The organism is Microvirga roseola (genome assembly GCF_020866965.1).
Taxonomy (GTDB): domain Bacteria; phylum Pseudomonadota; class Alphaproteobacteria; order Rhizobiales; family Beijerinckiaceae; genus Microvirga; species Microvirga roseola.
Window position 1 is genome coordinate 1 of record NZ_JAJATX010000020.1, and the last position, 19,654, is coordinate 19,654.

Genomic DNA, 19,654 nt, shown 5'->3' on the forward strand with positions numbered 1-19,654 from the left:
GCTTCAGTGGCCTTCTACCTCAGTTAACGAGTCCTGAGCCTAGTTACACTAGGCACAAAAAGAACATAACCTGGAGATTGACCTGCTCCAATAATTTGCAGTCGGAGACCTGCATTTGAGATCTCCTCGGGGAGTTCACCTTCAAAGAAGATGGCTTTCCTTAAGTACCGGTTTTGAGCCGTTCGATGGGTCTTTGCAGATATACGCACTTTCGTCCCATCGGTTGTGAGTGACTGTGCGCTCCTCCTTCCAGGCAAAGGTATCATCGAGATTGTCATGGGGCGACAGCGGCCGATCAGGGTCCCTCGGATCAAAGGGCGCGCAGGCAAGACGCGCGTTGTGATCCTCCATAAACCTCGGCACAAAGGCGTTGGCTGCCTCAATGGTTGAAATCCCCTCCAGTCGCATTTCCTTGATCAGACGATCCTGCAGCGTCTGGTTGGCCCGCTCCAACCGGCCCTTGGCCTGGCTCGAGTTCGCGCACAGGATCCCGATCCCCAGTTCACTAAGATCCCGGCCGAACTGGGTCATGCCTTGACCGCCCTGAGCCTGCGCCTTCGACAGGCGAAAGATTGAGTGTTTGTCGGAATAGAAGGCGAGGGGCCGCCTATGGCTGATCATATAGCTCTTCAGCGTCTCAAAATACGCCAAAGCGCCCTCGGATGGGACGAAGCGCAGCGCGACTAACCGGCTGGTCGCGTCGTCGATGAAGACGATCAGCGTGCATCGGGGGCCGCGATCCTCGAGCCACCAGTGCTCGGAGCCGTCGATCTGGACGAGCTCACCGATGCAGTCGCGCCGGTAGCGCGGCGGATGAGCAGAAGGAAGACGCCGGCGGCGATCCAGCCACAAACCGTCTTCCATCATCCACTTGCGCAGGGTCTCCCGACCGACGCGCAGATAATGACGCTCGGCCAGCTTCTCGGCGGCCAGCGTCGGGCCAAAGTCGGCATAGTGCTCCTGCACCAGGCTCATCGCCATCGCTCGCAGAGCCGGATGCAGGTGCCGGTTGCTGACCCGGAAGATGGCATGCTTATCGGAATAGAAGGCAATCGGACGACCATGGGCTGAGACGTATCGGTGGGTCTCGCGCAGATAGTCGAAGGTGGACTCCGAGGGTACGAAGGCGGCATGCATGAGCCGACTGGTGGCATCATCGATATAAGCCAGAAGCGTGCATTGCGGGCCACGGTTCTCGAACCACCAGTGCTTGGAGCCGTCGATCTGGATCAGTTCGCCCATGCGCTCCTGGCGGTTGCGCGGCTGGTGAACAGAAGGAAGGCGCCGACGGCGATCCAACCACAGACCTTCCTCCATCATCCATTTGCGGACGGTCTCTCGGGACACTGGACAACCGTGGTTCTCCCGCAGCTTCTCAGTGGCTAGCGTCGGGCCGAAATCCGGATAGCGTTCCTGGATGATCGTCATGACCAGTGCGCGGACCGACACCGGGAGCCGATTGTTGCCGGGCTTGCCGCGCCGCTTCTTTGACACGAGAGCGGCCGGTCCCTAGGCGCGGTAGGCCTTCAGGAGCCGGAAGACCTGCCGGCGCTTGAGCTGAAGCAGGACGCAGGCGTCCCGAACGGTCATCCGGCGGGCGTCTAAATCCATCAAGACATTGAGCCTGGAAAACTCCTTGTCGCTCATCGACACCACCGCCATCGGCCACATCCTCCTGCAACCCCGGAAAGCAGGAGAGTGCCATTTGAACTTTGCAAAGGGGTGTCATCTCTATATTGGGCTACAGATAAGATTCGCATAAGGAGGATTTTGACAAGAAGTTGGTAACCAATGCCGTGCTAAGGTCTTCCCGACCAGGAGGACTTCATGCGCGCCAACCGACGGCTTGGACAGCTCTGGCTCGATGCGCTAGCCACTGAACTCGGAGCCGCTGCCGGTACCATCGCTACCTACACCGACGATCTGAACTGCTATCTCGCCTGGCTCGATGAGAACAGCCTCAAATTGGACGAGGTCGGGCTTGAGCAGGTCCGGGCCTACATTGCCGACCTCGATACGCGTGGATACGCCGGGTCGACGATCGCCCGGCGCATCACGGTCGTGCGGAACCTCCACCGCTTCCTGATCACTGAGGAGCTCGGATCTCGAGATCCAACATCCACTATGCCGGCTATGCGCCGGTCCAGGAAACTGCCCTTTGTCCTGTCGATGAGCGAGACCGAAGCGCTCCTGGAGACTGCCCATACCCTTGCTGCCGATCCCTCGGTAGGCCTTTACCGCCAGGCCGGCTATGCTCGTCGGGCAGCCCTGTTCGAGACCCTCTATGCCTCGGGCATGCGGATCAGCGAAGCCCTATCGCTGCCCTCCGGTTCCGCCCCACCAGGAACCCGCATGCTGCTGGTGCGCGGCAAGGGCGACAAGCAACGGCTCGTGCCGCTCCATGATCGCGCCATTGAGGCCCTTACTCTGTGGCAAAGTCTGGCCCGGGAGTATTCGGGCCGTGTTCCGTCCCCGTGGCTGTTTCATTCGGTAAGGAATGGATCCAAGCCCCTCACCCGCCAAGCGGCCCTGCTGGAGATCAAGGAGGCTGCTGTCGCGGCGGGCCTTGCCAGCCCCGAGCGGGTGTCCCCGCACGTGCTGCGGCATGCCTTTGCCACCCACCTGCACTCTGGAGGGACCGATCTGCGCGTGCTGCAGGAACTGCTGGGACATGCAGGCATCGAGACAACCCAGATCTACACCCATCTCGATACCTCTCGCCTGCACGCCATGGTCCGGGACCTCCATCCACTCAACGAGGACCTGACGGACAAGCCCATGGACTCCACTATTCGAGCCTGAACTGCACCTCCGGTTACGCCTGCAGCCTTGATTGGGAAGTGCGAAGGAGTAGACTTACGGTTAGCGCTCCTGCCCTCTTCCGGGAAATCGACATCATGCCGCCCTGCGCGCCAGCGCTTCTCCTGTGGCCCTGCAAAGTGGACCGATTATGCTCGGCAATCATTCCTTGACCGGCCTGATGAAGTGGCTCTCGCACGAGGAATGGCGCGAGCCCTTCGAGGAGGTCCTGGATCTCCACATCGGCCCGGCCTGTGAGGATTTCGGCATGGACTTCGAGGACATTGCAGATGTCCTGGGCGACCACTGGGTGATGACCCTCTGGGGCTGTGCCTTCGAGGACTTCCTGACCCAGGCCGTGGGACCGGACGGGCGCAACATCGTCGACGATTATCTCAAGCGCCGCGGCTGGAAGGAAAGCGCCGGCAACCGGCGCTACATGGAGGCGCTGCGCGACTCCTGTATGAGCCTGTACGAGGTCAGCGAGATCGTGCCCGGACAGTCCCTTCTGGCGCGGGATCTCCTGCGCGGAGGCGAGCCGATCCTGGTTCAAGAGCACTCGGCTACCAAGAGCCTGCAGATCTGGGACAAGATCGGGGCCCGCATTGTCGAGGTCTCGAGCAAGAACGTTCTCGCGGGCGGTCTCCTGCCCTTCAGCCCCAGCGGCGCCAACCTGCTGATGGAGGAGCTCACGGCCGAGATGAAGAGGAGCCGGCGCGAATTCCGCAAGCTGACGAAGGAGGCCCAGCTGCCCCGGACTTCCCGCGAGGACAGCCAGATCGCCGATCTCCTGTTTCTGGCAACAGCGGCACCGATCTTCACCACCATCTGGCTCGAGGACGTCCTGGCGTCTGCCTTGAACCCCTCTCTGCCGACGATCCTCAACAGTGACGGTAACGAGGTCGTCTTCTGCCGTGTGCGCTTTCCACTCCGGTCGAAGGCGGCCGTGGGCCAACTCCGGGAGCGCCTGAGTGCGCTCCCGGATCTCCAGCAGGAAAACGAAGGCTTCTGGAACTGGCTCGCGCCGACGGAGCCGGCACAGGCCAACAGCTCAGGAAAGAGGACAAAGCCCAAGAAGCAGGGCCAGACCCTGCAGGTGGTACTAGATAGTGGCGCCATGGTTCTGGGCACGCTCGAGCTGACGGACAAGGCTCTGTTCCTTGAGACGAACTCGCGCGAGCGGGCCGAGCGTGGGCAGGCGATGATTGCGGCGGCGGCCGGCGCACTGGTGGGCACGCCACTGATGGAGATTAAATCGCTCGAGCAAGCAATGGCAGAGCGAGACGGAGATGATCCTCGCGCCGAACCGAGTGATCTTCCGGCCGAACTACAGACGGAGATCGTCCAGACCGCCTTGACCGATCACTACCAGAAGATGCTCGACGAGCCGATCCCTGCCCTGGGCGATCTCACTCCGAAGGCAGCGGTCAAAACCGCCGCGGGCCGCCGCAAGGTGGTGGAATGGCTAAAGTATCTGGAGAACCAGTCGAGGAGCCGCACTCGGCCTGGCGATCCGGTCGCGGCTTACGATTTCACTTGGCTTTGGCGTGAACTCGGGGTCGAAAAGCTGAGGCGGTAGCCTGGGGCGCGGGATCCGCGGCCAGATCTTTTGCCTCGGGCCGATCTCAACCCGCTAGCGGGGTGCCAACGCCCAGCAGCGCCTCACCCTTGTTCACGGCCAGACTGGTGAGCCGATACAGAATGAAGCCCTCCTTCTCGGAGCGGACGGTTGCGAAGACGCTTCCGAATACATCCCGGATTTCGCCCAGTACCTCGCCCACGGCCACCGGCTCGGAAACTTCCTTCGCAGCGTACCAGAGACCATCGCACGGAGCCGACGGCACCCACATCGTAACAACCTGCAGCCCATCCTCAGGAGCCTGCTTCACAGGTCCTGCGATCATGCCGAGGTGATGCATGACGCGCTCGACCCCGGCCGTCATCTCCTCGACCGTATCCTCGCCCCAGAGCCCGTTGCCGCTGACCTCCGGCAGGATGCTTGGCACCCCCACCCGGTACGCGGCATTGATGGTATAGCCCTCCCCGCCCGCAGCAACCACGACCGGAAGCCCGAAGGCGGTCGCTAGCGCCCTCGACCTCTCACAGCCACTCGGGAACAGTGTGAACGGCGCAAGCGACTCGTCCAAGTCACCGCCGTGGAGATCGAGATAGGCATCGACTTGCGGATAGACCTCCGTCACCAGCCAATGCGCCAGGCGCTCGCTTGTGGAGCCGTCAGGATCGCCCGGGAACATGCGGTTCAGGTTCTTGCCGTCCTCCGGCATGATATAGATGCTACGTTGGCGAAAGCCCTGCACGTTGAGAATGGGGAGGACCACAAGAGTTCCCTTGATCTCCTCCGGTTTTCTCTTGAGCAGGCGGACAGCAGTCTCGATCGAGCAGTACTCGGAGCCATGGACGCCAGCCGTGACGAGCAGGCAGGGACCGGGCGCTGCACCCTCAATGAGGCTAAACGGGATCCCGAGTCCACCGAGCGGCTGAAGGTAACCCTGTTCAACGCGGGGCTTTCCAGTACGAAGGGGCGGAAGTTTGTTCATCATAATGATTCGATCAGGAGGGAGAGAGGCCGTCTTCGGCAGACCGCGAGAGGACTCAGAGCGAGGTCCCGCAAGCTGCCATGGTCAAGCTCGGCTCTCAAGCACAATATCCCGAAGGCCAAACCGGAGCGGCCGGAGGCTACTCTGTTGCTGCCGGGCAGGCTTCGGAACAGTCTGTGTTCCCGATCCTCGCCAGGATAGCGCCCGCGCCTCTTGATTGCCCCAAATGCGGGCGAAACTCGTGGCCGAACCATCCGGAGGGCTGCCGGAGGGCTGGAGGACCAACCCCGATGACCAGCGACCTGTCCTTTGCCCATCTCAGGATCAAGGAACTGGAGGGCAGAATTCTTGCACGGCGCCGGCTCGCAGAAGGATCTCCGGAACGAGACTGGCATCTAAGCTATGTCGAGGCGTATGAGGCGGAGATGCAGCAGTTGCAAGCTGCCCTGAGAGAGAAAGGGGCGGCAACTCCCACCCAGAGCAGGTCAGCATCTCACGACTAACTATCGTCGTTTCCTAGTGATTTCGTTGAAAAAGTCCTCGTGATTGGCGGCGGATCGTGATTCCCTGATGAGGCTTCTCAGCAGGAGGGGCGGGCCATGATGGGCGAGCGTCTCGTGATGCAGGAGAGCCTGTTCTACGCATTCCGGCTTGAGGACTATGTTCCGTCCGATCACCTGCTGCGGCGCATCCATTGCTTCGTCGACTGCTCCGAGCTGTGCCAGCATCTTGCCGGCTTCTACAGCACCTATGCGGCCGAGATCTATCGCGAGGCTCTGGATGCCGCCGGTCTGGTCGGCTCAATGGGCCGGCTCGGCAATCCGTACGACAATGCCAAGGCGGAGAGCTTCATGAAGACGCTCAAGGTGGAGGCGGTCTAAACCGATGGCCTACGAGATCTTCAAGGATACCGCCGAGGACCTTCCGCGCTTTATCGAGGAGGTCTACAACAGCCGCAGGCTCCACTCGGCCCTCGGCTATCTGAGCCCGAAGCAGTTTGAGGATCAACACACCCGGCAGACGGTCAATCCCGCGGCATGATCACTGCCCACTCCGAGTGGGCGCACTCCACTTTACGCACACAATCGATACTTCTTAATGATGTTGCGAGGCAGGCCGGTCCGTCATTGAGATCTCCCGGATTGATAGCTTCTCCCGCAACGCCATGCGTCGGGTGAGGTTCAAAAGTCTCATGTGGATCGCTCCGGTACTCCCCGCCGCGCTCTGCGTTGGGGAAGGTTCACATGGGTCAATTCTCAGTGGACGTTACGCGCCTACCCGGGTCAGTTCCGGGTGAAAATCAACAATGTGATCTCTGAAAATTCGCGCGGTCAACTAAAGGACAGAGCGGTAAAGGCTGACGACGTCGTCATAGCTCATGTCGCGCGGGTTGTTGGCCAGCAATCTCTGGATGCCGACAGTCACCTCCCTTGCCATCTCGGGAATATCCGCCTCGGTCACGCCGAGCTGGCTCAGCCGAGTTTCCAGCCCAACAGAGGCAACCAACTCCTCCAGCTCGGAGACGAAAGCTTCAGCGGCCTCGGCATCGCTTGCGAAGGAGTGGTGAGGAAGCAGATGCGGAGCAAGCTCCGCATAGGCCTTCTCCGCGACCGGAATGTTGAAGCGGAACACCGGCCCCATGACGAGGGCGTTGCTGTGCCCATGCGGGATATGGAAGCGGGCGCCGAGCGGATAGGACAGGGCATGTACGGCGGCGACCGTTGCGTTGATGAAGGCCATGCCCGCTAACATCGAACCCTGCAGCATGGCGGAGCGCGCCTCGATATCGGATCCGTCGGCCACGACGCGACGGATATTGGCGCCGAGCAGTTCCAGTCCCTTCACGGCGAGGGCATCGGAAACGATGTTCTTGCGCGTGCGGCTGGTATAGGCCTCGACGGCATGAACCATGGCGTCGAGCGCTGTCGCTGCGGTGACGCGCGGCGGCATGCCCAGCGTGAGCTCGGCATCGAGAAGCGCCACGTCTGGCAGGAGCTGCGGTGAGAAGATCGCCTTCTTCTCGTTGGCTTCGCTGGTGACTACCGAAACCCAGGTCACCTCAGAGCCGGTGCCCGCCGTAGTCGGCACCTGGATCAGAGGCAGACGGTCGCCCCGTGCGAGGTCTGTTCCGTACAGATCCTCGATGACCTGCTCGGAGCGGGCCAGGAGGGCTACGAGCTTCGCTGTGTCGAGTGAGCTGCCGCCGCCAAGTCCTATCACGCCATCGGCACCGAAGGCCCGCGCAGCGTCAACGGCCGTTCGTACCACGCCCACAGGCGGATCCGCCTGCACCTGGTCAAACACCGTTGCAGCGATACCGGCCTCTTTGAGCGTGGCGGCGGCGCGCTCCGCGAAGCCGCAGTCGGCGATGCCTGGGTCGCATACGACGATGGCCCGTTTGACACCAAGGCCAGCCGTCAGTTTCCCGAGGCGCTTCAGTCCACCCGTCTCGCAGATTGCACGCGGCGTGCTCTGAAAAGTGAAGTTTGTCATGTCCGTCCTCCCTGCCCCTCAATTATCCCTTGGCACCTGAGCCGTTCGCCATGCGGCGTCTGCCGAGGCATCCACCGTCGCGGTCCATCAAGCCCTCTCACGTGCATCGGCCTTGATGAGATCGGCCCCCTTTTCTGCGATCATCAATACGGCGGCCGCCGTATTGGCGGAGACCATGGCCGGCATGATGGAGGCGTCGACGACGCGAAGCCCCTCGAGGCCATGAACCTTCAGGCGCTCGTCTACGACGGCCCGCGGCCCCTTACCCATGCTGCAGGTGCCGATGGCGTGATAGATGGTCTGGCCGTTCTGCCGTGCGAAATGAAGCCATTCGTCATCACTGTTGACGTCAGCACCCGGATTCATCTCATAGCCCCGGTAACAATCCATGGCCCTCTGGTCGATCACGCGACGCGCAATTCGCATCCCTTCTATCAGGGCCTCCTGATCGGTCCGCACCGACAGGAAGTTCGGGCGGATTGCAGGCGGCACCATCGGATCGGGCGACTTGATATGGATTGTCCCTCTCGATTCCGGGCGCAGTTGCGTCACGCCGATGGTCATGCCTGGCTCGCGATCAAGCTTGCGTTCGCCGGCATTCGCATAGCTCGCGTGCATGAAGAAGTACTGCACATCCGGCGTTTCGAGCTCGGGTCTCGTCTTGACAAAACCATGCGCAAGGCCGGTGCCGAACGTGAGAATGCCCTTGCGGGTGAGAAAGTACTGGGCGACTGCGGCTCCAAGGCGCCATCCGCGCGTCATGTCGTTGAGCGTGACCGGCAGTTTCACGCGCCAATTCATGCGTGTTGCGAAATGATCGATATAGTTGTTTCCCACTCCGGGAAGCGCATGGGCAACCGGAATGCCGAATGAGGAAAGCGTGTCGGGTTCTCCGACGCCTGATAGTTCGAGCAGATGCGGGGTCTGAATGGATCCTGCCGCCAGGATCACTTCGGCCTGCGCCCTCACCTTTCTTACCTCATCCCCGACCTTGTATGTCACACCCACGGCGCGGCGGCCCTTTAAATCGATGCGTGTGACGTGGGCGTGGGTCTGTACCTTGAGGTTCTTCCGCGACATGGCAGGACGCAGGTAAGCATCCGCCGCGCTCCAGCGCCGACCGTTCCGCTGGTTGACCTGATAATAGCCGAAACCTTCCTGATCGGCACCGTTGTAGTCGGGATTGGCGGGAAAGCCTGCCTGCTGGGCCGCCGCGATGAAAGCTTCGGAGATCGCCGGCCGCTCGGAAACCCGCACGACATTGAGCGGTCCACTTCCTCCCCGCAGTGTGCTTTCGCCATCCTCAAAGCTCTCGAGCTTCTTGAAGTACGGCAGGACGTCCTCGAAGCTCCAGCCGGTCGCTCCGAGTTGCGCCCAGGTGTCGTAATCCTGTGGCTGCCCGCGCACGTAGATCATGCCGTTGATCAGCGTCGAGCCGCCGAGTCCCTTGCCGCGCGGCACGACGATAGTGCGATTATAGACGTTCTCTTCCGGCTCCGTCTGGAAGCGCCAGTTATATTTGGCATTCGTTAGCAGTTTGCTGAAACCCGCCGGAATGGGAATCCAGAATCCGTCGTCCGGCCCGCCCGCCTCCAGAACGAGAACCTTGTGCTCGGACGAGGCGGTCAAGCGGTTCGCCAGAACGCAGCCCGCCGTACCCCCGCCAACAATCACATAATCGAAAGTTTCCATAACGACATTCTTTCAGAGCCTCGGACTCGCTATGCTTGAGCCCGACTGTCAGGGTGAGAGCACCTTGCCGGGGTTGAGCAATCCTTCCGGATCGAGAGCCTTCTTGATCTTGCGTGCCAGCTCCATCTCAGTCGAGGGGCGATACCGGGCGAGTTCGCCGACGCGGTACTGACCAATGCCGTGCTCGGCGGAAATGCTGCCGCCGTAGGCCGCAACGATATCGTGCACGATGCGATTGACGGTGCCTGTGTCGTGGCTGTCCTCGACAAGCACGTTGTAGTGAAGATTCCCGTCGCCCAGGTGACCGAAGACATTCGCACGTGCTCCTGGCACTCCCGCTGCAACCGCCTTCCAGGCATCGGCCACGAAGTGCGGGATGGCGGGCAATGGAACGGAAACGTCGTGCTTAACGCTCTTGCCCCCCCGGGCTTCGGATTCCGTCACGTGCTCGCGCAGGGCCCAGAGTTGGGCGGCCTGAGCCCCCGACTCGGCAATGACACCGTCGAGCGCAATCCCACGCTCGAAAGCAGCGCCGAGCATCGCCTCGGCGGCCTCACGCAGGCCGGCAAGGCTGGATGCAGCCTCGATCAGGACGAACCATTCGCCCTCGGCGATCGGCGGCTTGAGGCCTGCGTGTTTCTCGACAAGGTCAAGGGACATGCGGGAGATCAGCTCGAAAGCCGAGATCTGATCGCCCAGTTCATCCTGAGCGAGTTCCAGAAGCCGGAGCGCGGCATCGGGATCGGCGACCGATAGCAAGGCCGTTACGGCACGCTTGGGACGGGGCACGAGACGCAGGACGGCCGCCGTCACGATGCCGAGGGTGCCTTCACTGCCGATGAAGAGCTGCTTCCAGTCATAGCCCGCGTTATCCTTGCGGAGCCTGCGTAGGCCATTAGCGATGCTGCCGTCCGGCAGCACCACTTCGAGGCCGAGCACGAGACTGCGGGTCATGCCGTAGCGCAGCACGTTCACGCCGCCCGCATTGGCCGCGACCACACCACCGATGGTGGCCGATCCCTCCGCTGCGAGGCTGACTGGCAGGAGGCGGCCTGCCGCCTGCGCCGCATCCTGCGCGACCTTCAGGATGCACCCGGCTTCTGCCTCGATGGCGAGGCCGACAGGATCGACCTCGCGGATGGCCGTCATACGGTTAAGCGAGAGGACGATCTGCGTGCCGGAGGCGTCTGGAACGGCGCCGCCGGCCAGCCCCGTATTCCCGCCCTGCGGCACGAGGGGAACGCCTGCCTCCCGGCAAGCCTGCACGACCTGTGCGACCTGCATGCTCGATGACGGACGCACGACGCAGGACGGCCTGCCGGGAAAAAGCCTGCGCCAATCCACGGAATAGGACTCCAGCTCCGGTCTGTCAGTGATGATGCCGCTAGGGCCTACAATGTCCGCCAGGCGTTCTAGAAGCGCGGCCTGTCTGTTCATCTGAATGCCTCATCGAGCAGAATTCCCTCCAGCGGCGCGCCTTTCGCAGCCATGGCTGAGGCGAGTCCCTGCGCGACTTCCCGTGTTCCGGCGAAAGCCGCGCGCTCCAACACCTTCGAGATCGTCGGAGAGGCTTCGCGCCCATGAACCCGCTGCACCGGCTGATCGAGCCAATCCATGTACCGGCGCTGGATCTCGTCGGCGAGCATCGTTCCGTAGGACGTGCCGAGCGAGCCCTGCTCGACGACGATCACGTTGTTGGTCTTCTGGATGCTGGCTCCAATGGTTTCCCAGTCCAAGGATGCACGGTCGAGGGTCCGAAGGTCGATCACCTCCGCATTGACCCCGAGACGCTCGGCGGCCTCGATGCTGCGCGCCACCATGGATGAATAGGTGACGACCGTCAGCTCGTTCCCGGGGCGGACGATCCGGGCCTTGCCGAGCGGAATGACGTAGTCGAGGTCCTCCGCGGGAATGTTGCCCATCGTCTGGTACAGATCGACATGCTCGATCACCAGAATGGGATCCCGGCAGCGCAGGGCAGCGTTCATAAGGCCGACGTAGTCGTGCGGCGTCGAAGGCGCCACGATCCGCCAGCCTGGCGAGGTCGCGAAGATGCCGGCGGGATCGAGGGAATGCTGCGAGCCGTAGCCCGTGCCCATGGCGATCTTCGTCCGTAGCACGAGCGGCATGTCCGCATCGCCCCCGAACATATGGCGGGCCTTTCCGATCTGGTTGAACACCTGATCCGCCGCCACCCACATGAAGTCGGGATACATGAACTCGATGATGGGCCGGAAGCGGCCGTCCATCGCGAGGCCCCCTGCAAGCCCCGTGAAGGCCGCCTCGCTGATCGGCGTCCCGAGAATGCGTCCAGGAAAGGCATCGGCAAGCCCCCGGGTTGCGCCGTTGGTACCGCCTTTCAGGCGATGGATATCCTCGCCCATGACGACGAGGGACGTATCGGTCTCGAAACGCCGGTGCAGGACATCGGCAATGGCATCCACGAATTTCCGCTCGCGGACAGTTCCACGATGTGCGTCGGCCTCGATGATCCTGGCGCCGCGCCAATCCGGAAGGTCGCCCCGGATGCCCACATCGACGAAAGCGGTGTCGGGCCAGAGATCGGGGCGGATGCGCCGCGAGTTGCCGTGCGGCTCCACGAGACGTCCGGCCAGTTCAGTCATGATTGTCTTGCACCTGTCGCGCAGGTCCTGAACGTCGGCTTCGCTCAGAAGACCCCGCCTGACCATCTCGGCGGCCGTGCGCGTCAGCGGATCGCGGGCGCGCCAGGCGGCCTCCTCCTCCTTGCTGCGGTACCCGAAGGCGGAGCCGGGTAGCGGCCCGTTTTGATGAAAGAAGCGATAGACCTCGGCCTCAACCAGCGCGGGGCCCCTGCCCTCCCTGCACAGCGCAACGGCCTCCTGGGTCGCGAGATGGACTGCCAGCGGGTCCATGCCATCGACCCGCCATGACGGGATGCCGAAGCCGCATCCGCGCGCCGACAGGCGCGCCTCGCGCGTGACCTCGTCGATCTTGGTCGCGACTGCATAAAGATTGTTCTCGACGAAGAACACCATGGGCAGCGACCAGGCCGCCGCAAGGTTCATTGTCTCCAGTGCCGAGCCGATATTGATGGCTCCATCCCCGAAATAGGTGACCGCCACATCGCCCGTTCCGGCCATCTTATGGGCCATGGCGGCTCCCGCCGCGAGCGGTACGCCGCCTCCCACGATGGCATTGGTGCCGAGCGCTCCGGCCTTGGCCCAACGCAGGTGCATGGAGCCGCCGCGCCCGTGGCCGAAGCCCGGCTCGAGCCCGAGAATTTCGGCAAGCGAACGATACAGCACCTGCTCCACGGGCGCGGAAAAATCTGCTTTCGGATCGAGCCTCGGCGCAATGTACGATAGGGCCTTCGCAAGGAACTGGTGATGCCCGCGATGCGAACCGTTGATCTGGTCGGTCGAGCGAAGTCCGACGACGGACCCGACGGCGCCGCCCTCCTGGCCGATGGAGGAATGGGCCGGACCGTGCACCAGCCCTTCGCCTGCGAGGTCGAGCACTGTTTCCTCGAACGCACGGATGAGGTTGAGCTGGGTCAGCATATCGCCGAGCAGCGCCGGATCGGCGGCGTTCCAGTCATCCTCAGTGGTCCGCAGCTCGATCCAGGGCGCTGCGGTGACAAGGCTCGTGCGTTCCGGCATGGCCGTCCTCCTACACGTATCCGTATGCGGTCCAGCCGCCATCCACGCCGATGATCTGTCCCGTCATGGGTCCGGATGCATCGGAGGCCAGGAAGGCGGCGACCTCAGCCACTTCGCTTGCTTCGATGAGGCGTCCCATCGGAGTGCGCTTTTCCAGCGCTCCGATATCGAGCCGCCCGCGCCTCTGGAGATCCTCTACGAAAGGTGTGCGGACATAACCCGGCGCAATCGCGTTCACGCGGACTCCATGGCGCGCCCATTCCACTGCCAGCGCCTTCGCCATGGCGGACACGCCGCTCTTCGAGACGACATATCCTAGGCGCTCGGGCGCGGCAACGATGCCGTAGATGGAGGACATGAGAACGATCCGCCCCTGCCCGCGCGGGATCATACGGCGGCCTGCCTCCTGAGCCGTCAGGAAGACGCCGTCGAGATTCACGCTCATCACGCGCCGCCAGCTATCGAGATCGAGGTCGAGCGTCGGACAGTTCTGGGAAATGCCCGCATTCGCGAGGACAATATCGACAGGACCGAAGCGCTCCTCCGCCATATCGAAGGCGGCCCTCACGTCGGCTGGCTGGCTCACGCTGCCCGTGCAGATTGCGACGTTCTCAAGCCCCTGAACTGTCTCCTCCGCCCTAGGGTCCTGATCGAGCACCAGAACACGTGCCCGTCGGTCGGCGAATGTGCGCGTCATCTCCAGGCCGATCCCGGAGGCGCCGCCGGTCACCAGCGCGCAGCGTCCTTCGAGACTGGCCGGGGGGCGGTGGGCTGTCACGGATGCATCCCCATGAAATCGGCCATCAGGTCGAGCTGGCACGAGAGCATGGGCCGCCCCGGGTGGGTCCGGCATCCCCGCTCCTTGGCGGCTGCCAGCAGCGCTGTGGTCTCCGGCTGCATGATGATCTCGGCCACGACCTGGTTGGGCGAGAGGCGGGATGCATCCAGGGGAAGAGGATCGCCCTCGCGAAGGCCTAAGGAGGTGGCGTTCACGACGATGTCATGCCCGGAGGGATCGGGTGTTCCGATCTCGACCGGAACCGAAGGATAGCGCTGTTCGAGGCGCTGCTTCAGGTCCTCTCCCTTGCTGCGGGTGCGGTTAGCGATGATCAGGCTGGACACGCCCGCCTCCGCCAAGGCGAAGGCAATGGCGTTGGCGGCTCCACCCGCGCCCGCGAGATAGACGCTCTTTCCATTCGGCTCGATGCCACCCTGACGCAGGCCCGCGACGAAGCCCGCCCCGTCGAGCATCTCGCCCACGAGACGGCCATCCGCGTTCCGGCGCACGGTGTTGACGGCGCCGATCGCCCTCGCCGGCTCGCTCACCTCGTCGCAGAGGTCCACCATGGCGGTCTTGTGGGGGACCGTGACGATGAAGCCTCCCAGATTGCGCATGGCCTTGAGACCGGACACGAGGCCGGCAAGGTCGTCAGCACCAACGTGAGCGGGAATGAGAACGCCGTCGACGCCACGCTCGCGCATGTGCGCGTTGAGGGCCTGAGGCGTCTTCACGTGGTGGATCGGGTCGGCCAGAATGGCCCAGACCTTTGTGCGCCCTGTGACTTCCGTCATCTCATCACCCGAGCGTGTAGGCGATCTTCACCGCCGTGTAGAACTCGCGCGCATATGCGCCCTGCTCGCGCGGGCCATACGAGCTGCCCTTTCGGCCGCCGAACGGGGTGTGATAGTCGACACCGGCCGTCGGCAGGTTCACCATCACCATTCCGGCAGCGGAGCGCTTCTTGAAGTCGCTTGCATGCTTGAGGGACGTGGTGCAGATGCCGGAGGACAGGCCGAACTCGGTGTCATTGGCGACGGCGAGAGCTTCTTCGTAATCGCACACCCGAATGACGGTCGCGACCGGCCCAAAGATCTCCTCGCGATTGACCCGCATGTCGTTGGCTGTCTCGGTGAGGAGAGCCGGAGACATGTAGTAGCCGGGCGTGTCGCGGTTCAGGGCTTCGCCGCCGACGACGACCTTCGCGCCCTCGTTACGGCCGATATCCACATAACCGAGATCCTGCTCCAGTTGCGAGCGGCTGACCACGGGGCCGATGTCGGTGCCCGCCTTTAGGGCGTCATCCACCTTCAGCCTGGCCATCCGATCGGCCAGGGCCGCCACGAAGCGGTCATGGATTCCCTCCTGCACGATCAGGCGCGAGGATGCGGTGCAGCGCTGGCCTGTCGAGAAGAAGGCACCGTTCACCGCACACTCGACTGCGACCTTCAGGTCCGCGTCGTCCAGGATGACGAGAGGATTCTTGCCGCCCATCTCGAGCTGGATCTTCGCGCCTCGCGCCACAAGATCCCCTGCGAGACGGCGCCCGACCGGAACCGACCCGGTGAAGCTGACGGCGCGCACCAGCGGAGACTTCACGATGGCGCTGCCGACCTGGGAGCCCGGCCCCATGACCAGATTGAAGACACCTGCCGGAACGCCCGCCCGAGCAATGATCTCGGACAGGGCCCAAGCAGACCCCGGCACGAGCTCGGCGGGCTTGAACACCACGCAGTTTCCGAACGCGAGCGCTGGAGCGATTTTCCAGGCAGGGATCGCAATCGGGAAATTCCACGGCGTGATGAGGCCAACCACACCCTCGGGCTCGCGGATTGTCTCGACATCGACGCCCGGCCGGACGGAGGCAAGCCGGTCTCCCGTCAGCCGCAGGGCCTCACCGGCGAAGAACTTGAACACGCGCCCGGCGCGTGCGACCTCGCCGATGCCTTCCGGCAGCGTCTTGCCCTCTTCGCGCGAGAGCAAGCGACCGAGCTCGTCCTTGCGGGCGAGAAGCTCCGTACCGATCCGGTCGAGAATGTCCGAACGCAGTTCCGGGCTCGATGCCGCCCAAGCCGGGAATGCGGCGTGAGCCGCGGCAATGGCGGCCTCGGTCTGCGCGGCGTCGGTGGAGGCGTATTCACCGACGACGTCGTCGAGGTTGGACGGATTGATGTTGCGGTTCGTCGAAGCGCCTTCGACCCACTCTCCGCCGATGTAGTTCCGGTGCAGCATGTCAGTCCTGTCCACTAGATTCCGAGATACGCAGTCTTGATGTGCGGATCGGCTAGGAGGCCGGCGCCCGTGTTTTCCATGGCGATATGGCCGTTCTCGATCACGTAGGCCCGGCTCGCGATCTTGAGCGCGTGGAAGGCCTTCTGCTCGACGAGGAGCACCGTCGTGCCCATCTGGCAGATCCGGTCGACCACATCGAACATCTGCTGCACGATGAGAGGTGCGAGGCCGAGCGAGGGCTCATCCAGCATGAGGAGCTTCGGTGACGCCATGAGGCCGCGCGCGATGGCGACCATCTGCTGTTCGCCACCCGACAGGGAGCCTGCCAGTTGGTCAAGACGCTCCTTCACCCTCGGGAAGATGTCGAGAACCTCGTCGAACCGCCGGGCTGCACCTTCGCGTGCGTTGGGGTGATAGCAGCCCATCATTACGTTATCGCGCACGGTCATGACAGGAAACAGTTGGCGCGCCTCGGGGACCATGATTAGACCGCGCCCGACGACATCGGCGGGATCGCGCCGGTCGATCCGCTCGCCGTCGAAGACGATTTCTCCGCTCGACGGCTTCACCAGGCCTGAGATGGTGCGCAGCAGCGTCGTCTTGCCCGCCCCGTTCGAGCCGATAATGGTGACGACCTCCCCACGGCCGATCTCGATCGAGATATCCTGGAGGATAACCGTGCGGCCGTAGCCTGCCGTTACATTAGATACCTTGAGCATCGACGAAGTCCTCTCCGAGATAGGCCTCGATCACGCGCCTGTTCTTGACGACATCCTGCGGATTGCCTTCGGCGATCACCTTGCCGGAGTCGATTACGATGATCCGGTCCGAGAGGCTCATGATCGCCTGCATGTTGTGCTCGATTGCGATGACCGTGACGCCGGTATCGCGGATGGTGCGGATGAGATTGACCATCCGCTGCGTGTCCGACTGGCTTTGCCCCGCCATGACCTCGTCGAGGAGGAGAATAGACGGCTCCGTCGCCAGCGTCCGGGCCACTTCCAGACGCTTGAGTCCGCCGATGGGAAGATTGCGGGCCTCCACATCCTTGATGTCCTCCAGGCCGACCAGGCGGGCGACACGCAGCGCCGCCGCACGGGCATCATCCACCTTCGGGTGGCGCATGAATACGCCAACCATGATGTTTTCGAGCACCGTCAGCTTTCCGAAGGGCTGCACGATCTGGAATGTGCGCCCGATGCCGAGGCGGGAGAATTCGTCCGCAGAGGCCGGGTTCGTCATGGCCCCGTCCGGACCTATTACGGCAACCGTGCCGGAGGTCGGCTTCAGGAAGCCCGAGATCTGGTTGAAGACGGTGGTCTTGCCCGCGCCGTTGGGACCGATGATTCCGAGGATTTCACCGCGGCGGAGCGTAATAGAGACGTTGTCCGTCGCCGTCAGGCCGCCGAACTTCATCACGAGGCCCTTCGCCTCGAGGATCGGCTGGCCCGGTTCGCCCGAGATCGGACGGGAAGCGGGCGCCGCATGAGCGTCCTGACGCCGTCCGCCACCCGGCAGGCGGTCGATCCATTGGCCCACGCGAGGGCCGAAGGTTCCGACGAGACCGGCTGGCAGTGTCAACGTGATTATCACAAGGACGGTGCCATAGACGAAGCCGTGCAGGCCATTGGCGGAAGCGCCGAGCCAACCGCGGGCCAGTTCGGCGATCGGCACCACAAGGACGGTGCCAAGGAGCGGCCCGACGACCGTTCCTAGGCCGCCGATGAGGGAGAACATCGCGATCTCAATGGCAGTCGCGAGCGAGAACATCGTCGCGGGCTCGAGGAAGGTCATGTACATGGCATGGAAGGAGCCGACGAGCGACGTCAGCGCCGCAGAGACAATGACGGCCCTGAGCTTCACTCCGGTGTTGTTGACGCCGGCAGCCAATGCGGCGTCCTCACGCTCGCGCACAGCGGTCAGATAAAAGCCGAGGCGGGAATTGCGGATTGCCCAGGAGACGAGCAGCGTCAGCAGCAGAAGCCCGAAAGCGATGTAGAGATAGTTGAACTTCTCGCGGAAGATCATCCACTCCCAGCCGAGATTGAGCGGCACGATAAGGCCCGCCGCTCCGCCGGTCAGACCATGGAAGTGGATGGCGAGGAGACGCACGACCTCAAGGAATGCGATGGTCGCGAGAGAGAAGAACGGCCCGCGCAGACGAAAGCACGGATAGCCGATTCCGATGCCGACGAGCACGGAGAGCGCCGCACCGGCCCACATGCCGATCCAGGGGCTCAGGCCGAAGTGCTGGATCAGGAGAGCCGTCGTGTAGCCGCCGATGCCGTAGAACACGGTATGGCCTAGCGACAGCTGTCCCGCATAGCCGCCGACGATGTTCCAGGCAGTAGAGAGCGCACCGAAGACGCAGATCGTCACGAAGACGTGCATGACGAACGGCGAGTCGATGATGCGAGGAACTATGAGTATGAGCGAAAGCGCCGCAAGCGAGCAATAGACCCGTGGATCGGTCAGGCGGGCCAGAGGACTCGACTTCCGGGGAACCGCCGCGGATGGCGCGAAAGCTTTGGTGGTCATGGTTTCACTCCGTACCGCGGCCGAACCCGAAGAGGCCCGTCGGCTTGAAGATCAGGATGAGGATGAAGATTGCAAAATACACCACTTCCTTGAGGTCCGGAGCGATGTAATAGCCCGAGAGGCTGTCCACGATGCCGATGATCATCGCGCCGACGAAAGCGCCGTAGATGCTTCGCATTCCGCCGAGCACCACCACGACGAAGGCCGTCAGCACGAAATAGGTGCCGATGGTCGGCGTCACCGGGTAGAGCGGCATCAGGAGCGCGCTCGCCAGTCCGACGCATGCCGCGCCAAGGCCGAAGGTGATGACGTAGATCCGGTCGACGCGCACGCCCATGAGGAGAGCGGCATTGCGGTTCTGCGCCGTTGCGCGGATCGCCCGGCCGAGAGCCGTTGTCTGCATGAAGAAGTGCAATCCCGCCACGAGAATGACGGCGCAGGCGAGCATGAAGATCTGCCCGGTCAGCATCGTGTAATCGCCCACTGAAACGGCCTGCCGCGCAGACGGGACAGTCAGGGAATAGAGATCCGCCCCGAAGACGAGCAGGGCCAGGTTCACGAGAGCCGTCGACAGACCGACCGTTGCAAAGATCTGGATGTGCTCGTCTGCACCCAGCAGCGGCTGAATGATGAACCGCTGCACCAGGGAGCCTAGCGCAAAGAGCAGGATGATGACCGGCACAGCCGAGACGTAAGGATTGAGGCCCCAGTAGGCCCCCAGGAGATAGACGGCGTACATGCCGACCATCAGGAACTCGCCGTGAGCGAAATTGACGACCCGGACGATCCCGAAGATCAGGGTGAGGCCGACGCTGATGATAGCGTACATGCTGCCGAGCATGATGCCATTGATTAATAGCTGTACGAGGACGTCCATCGACGAGCTCCGGGACGCAAGCAGGAAAGTCTGGGAGATGAAAAGG

Annotated in this window: 16 protein-coding genes and 1 pseudogene; 5 read left to right on the top strand and 12 right to left on the bottom strand. The window is 63.0% G+C overall.

What is annotated here, in order from left to right:
* Positions 1–141: 141 nt before the first annotated feature.
* Positions 142–1,662 (bottom strand): annotated as a pseudogene (locus LG661_RS25670) (ISNCY family transposase).
* Positions 1,663–1,827: 165 nt separating this feature from the next.
* Between LG661_RS25670 and LG661_RS13200 the strand changes: the two are divergent.
* Positions 1,828–2,802: a tyrosine recombinase gene (locus LG661_RS13200; RefSeq protein WP_230532369.1), complete on the top strand. Its 975-nt coding sequence runs from the start codon at positions 1,828–1,830 to the stop codon at positions 2,800–2,802.
* 148 nt (positions 2,803–2,950) lie between these two features.
* Complete coding sequence (locus LG661_RS13205; RefSeq protein WP_230532370.1) at positions 2,951–4,378, top strand: hypothetical protein; 1,428 nt, start codon at positions 2,951–2,953, stop codon at positions 4,376–4,378.
* A gap of 46 nt (positions 4,379–4,424) precedes the next feature.
* Here LG661_RS13205 and LG661_RS13210 read toward each other — a convergent pair whose 3' ends face one another.
* On the bottom strand, positions 4,425–5,357 hold the full coding sequence (locus tag LG661_RS13210; RefSeq protein ID WP_230532371.1) for a succinylglutamate desuccinylase/aspartoacylase family protein: 933 nt from the start codon (positions 5,355–5,357) through the stop codon (positions 4,425–4,427).
* A 290-nt stretch (positions 5,358–5,647) separates the two neighbouring features.
* Here LG661_RS13210 and LG661_RS13215 point away from each other — a divergent pair, with 290 nt between their 5' ends.
* The 3 genes from LG661_RS13215 to LG661_RS13225 all read left to right on the top strand — a co-directional run bounded on the left by LG661_RS13215 (position 5,648) and on the right by LG661_RS13225 (position 6,398).
* A complete protein-coding gene (locus LG661_RS13215; RefSeq protein ID WP_230532372.1) occupies positions 5,648–5,860 on the top strand; it encodes a hypothetical protein in 213 nt (70 codons plus the stop codon).
* A gap of 96 nt (positions 5,861–5,956) precedes the next feature.
* Positions 5,957–6,238 carry a hypothetical protein gene (locus LG661_RS25405; RefSeq protein WP_407666709.1) on the top strand — a complete coding sequence of 94 codons (282 nt, stop codon included), beginning with the start codon at positions 5,957–5,959 and terminating at the stop codon, positions 6,236–6,238.
* Between the two features lie 4 nt (positions 6,239–6,242).
* Positions 6,243–6,398 carry an IS3 family transposase gene (locus tag LG661_RS13225; RefSeq protein ID WP_230532373.1) on the top strand — a complete coding sequence of 52 codons (156 nt, stop codon included), beginning with the start codon at positions 6,243–6,245 and terminating at the stop codon, positions 6,396–6,398.
* 294 nt (positions 6,399–6,692) lie between these two features.
* Here LG661_RS13225 and LG661_RS13230 read toward each other — a convergent pair whose 3' ends face one another.
* The 10 genes from LG661_RS13230 to LG661_RS13275 form a co-directional block, all read right to left on the bottom strand.
* Entirely contained in the window at positions 6,693–7,850 is a 1,158-nt protein-coding gene (locus LG661_RS13230) for an iron-containing alcohol dehydrogenase (protein WP_230532374.1), read from the bottom strand.
* Positions 7,851–7,937: 87 nt separating this feature from the next.
* Entirely contained in the window at positions 7,938–9,542 is a 1,605-nt protein-coding gene (locus tag LG661_RS13235) for a GMC family oxidoreductase (RefSeq protein WP_230532375.1), read from the bottom strand.
* Positions 9,543–9,590: 48 nt separating this feature from the next.
* Complete coding sequence (locus tag LG661_RS13240) at positions 9,591–10,979, bottom strand: FAD-binding oxidoreductase (RefSeq protein WP_230532376.1); 1,389 nt, start codon at positions 10,977–10,979, stop codon at positions 9,591–9,593.
* The gene (locus LG661_RS13245; protein ID WP_230532377.1) at positions 10,976–13,183 is read right to left on the bottom strand and encodes an alpha-ketoacid dehydrogenase subunit alpha/beta; all 2,208 of its coding nucleotides are present in this window, start codon (positions 13,181–13,183) and stop codon (positions 10,976–10,978) included. Before LG661_RS13245 ends, LG661_RS13240 begins: the two co-directional genes overlap by 4 nt.
* Before the next feature lie 10 nt (positions 13,184–13,193).
* Positions 13,194–13,961 carry an SDR family NAD(P)-dependent oxidoreductase gene (locus LG661_RS13250; RefSeq protein ID WP_230532378.1) on the bottom strand — a complete coding sequence of 256 codons (768 nt, stop codon included), beginning with the start codon at positions 13,959–13,961 and terminating at the stop codon, positions 13,194–13,196.
* Positions 13,958–14,755 carry a shikimate dehydrogenase family protein gene (locus tag LG661_RS13255; protein ID WP_230532379.1) on the bottom strand — a complete coding sequence of 266 codons (798 nt, stop codon included), beginning with the start codon at positions 14,753–14,755 and terminating at the stop codon, positions 13,958–13,960. The genes LG661_RS13250 and LG661_RS13255 overlap by 4 nt, the downstream gene beginning before the upstream one ends.
* Positions 14,756–14,759: 4 nt before the next feature.
* Entirely contained in the window at positions 14,760–16,193 is a 1,434-nt protein-coding gene (locus tag LG661_RS13260; protein WP_230532380.1) for an aldehyde dehydrogenase family protein, read from the bottom strand.
* Between the two features lie 14 nt (positions 16,194–16,207).
* Positions 16,208–16,912 (bottom strand): ABC transporter ATP-binding protein, encoded by a 705-nt coding sequence (locus tag LG661_RS13265; RefSeq protein ID WP_230532381.1) that lies wholly within the window; start codon positions 16,910–16,912, stop codon positions 16,208–16,210.
* On the bottom strand, positions 16,896–18,731 hold the full coding sequence (locus LG661_RS13270; RefSeq protein WP_230532382.1) for a branched-chain amino acid ABC transporter ATP-binding protein/permease: 1,836 nt from the start codon (positions 18,729–18,731) through the stop codon (positions 16,896–16,898). The genes LG661_RS13265 and LG661_RS13270 overlap by 17 nt, the downstream gene beginning before the upstream one ends.
* A 4-nt stretch (positions 18,732–18,735) precedes the next feature.
* Complete coding sequence (locus tag LG661_RS13275; RefSeq protein ID WP_230532383.1) at positions 18,736–19,608, bottom strand: branched-chain amino acid ABC transporter permease; 873 nt, start codon at positions 19,606–19,608, stop codon at positions 18,736–18,738.
* Between the last annotated feature and the right edge of the window lie 46 nt (positions 19,609–19,654).

What these genes read in the sequence shown, in the direction of transcription:
- LG661_RS13255 (WP_230532379.1), bottom strand. Translation starts at nt 14,755, where the DNA reads ATGACGGAAGTCACAGGGCGCACAAAGGTCTGGGCCATTCTGGCCGAC.
- LG661_RS13240 (WP_230532376.1), bottom strand. Translation starts at nt 10,979, where the DNA reads ATGAACAGACAGGCCGCGCTTCTAGAACGCCTGGCGGACATTGTAGGC.
- LG661_RS25405 (WP_407666709.1), top strand. Translation starts at nt 5,957, where the DNA reads ATGATGGGCGAGCGTCTCGTGATGCAGGAGAGCCTGTTCTACGCATTC.
- LG661_RS13265 (WP_230532381.1), bottom strand. Translation starts at nt 16,912, where the DNA reads ATGCTCAAGGTATCTAATGTAACGGCAGGCTACGGCCGCACGGTTATC.
- LG661_RS13215 (WP_230532372.1), top strand. Translation starts at nt 5,648, where the DNA reads ATGACCAGCGACCTGTCCTTTGCCCATCTCAGGATCAAGGAACTGGAG.
- LG661_RS13210 (WP_230532371.1), bottom strand. Translation starts at nt 5,357, where the DNA reads ATGAACAAACTTCCGCCCCTTCGTACTGGAAAGCCCCGCGTTGAACAG.
- LG661_RS13275 (WP_230532383.1), bottom strand. Translation starts at nt 19,608, where the DNA reads ATGGACGTCCTCGTACAGCTATTAATCAATGGCATCATGCTCGGCAGC.
- LG661_RS13205 (WP_230532370.1), top strand. Translation starts at nt 2,951, where the DNA reads ATGCTCGGCAATCATTCCTTGACCGGCCTGATGAAGTGGCTCTCGCAC.
- LG661_RS13260 (WP_230532380.1), bottom strand. Translation starts at nt 16,193, where the DNA reads ATGCTGCACCGGAACTACATCGGCGGAGAGTGGGTCGAAGGCGCTTCG.
- LG661_RS13270 (WP_230532382.1), bottom strand. Translation starts at nt 18,731, where the DNA reads ATGACCACCAAAGCTTTCGCGCCATCCGCGGCGGTTCCCCGGAAGTCG.
- LG661_RS13200 (WP_230532369.1), top strand. Translation starts at nt 1,828, where the DNA reads ATGCGCGCCAACCGACGGCTTGGACAGCTCTGGCTCGATGCGCTAGCC.
- LG661_RS13230 (WP_230532374.1), bottom strand. Translation starts at nt 7,850, where the DNA reads ATGACAAACTTCACTTTTCAGAGCACGCCGCGTGCAATCTGCGAGACG.
- LG661_RS13225 (WP_230532373.1), top strand. Translation starts at nt 6,243, where the DNA reads ATGGCCTACGAGATCTTCAAGGATACCGCCGAGGACCTTCCGCGCTTT.
- LG661_RS13245 (WP_230532377.1), bottom strand. Translation starts at nt 13,183, where the DNA reads ATGCCGGAACGCACGAGCCTTGTCACCGCAGCGCCCTGGATCGAGCTG.
- LG661_RS13235 (WP_230532375.1), bottom strand. Translation starts at nt 9,542, where the DNA reads ATGGAAACTTTCGATTATGTGATTGTTGGCGGGGGTACGGCGGGCTGC.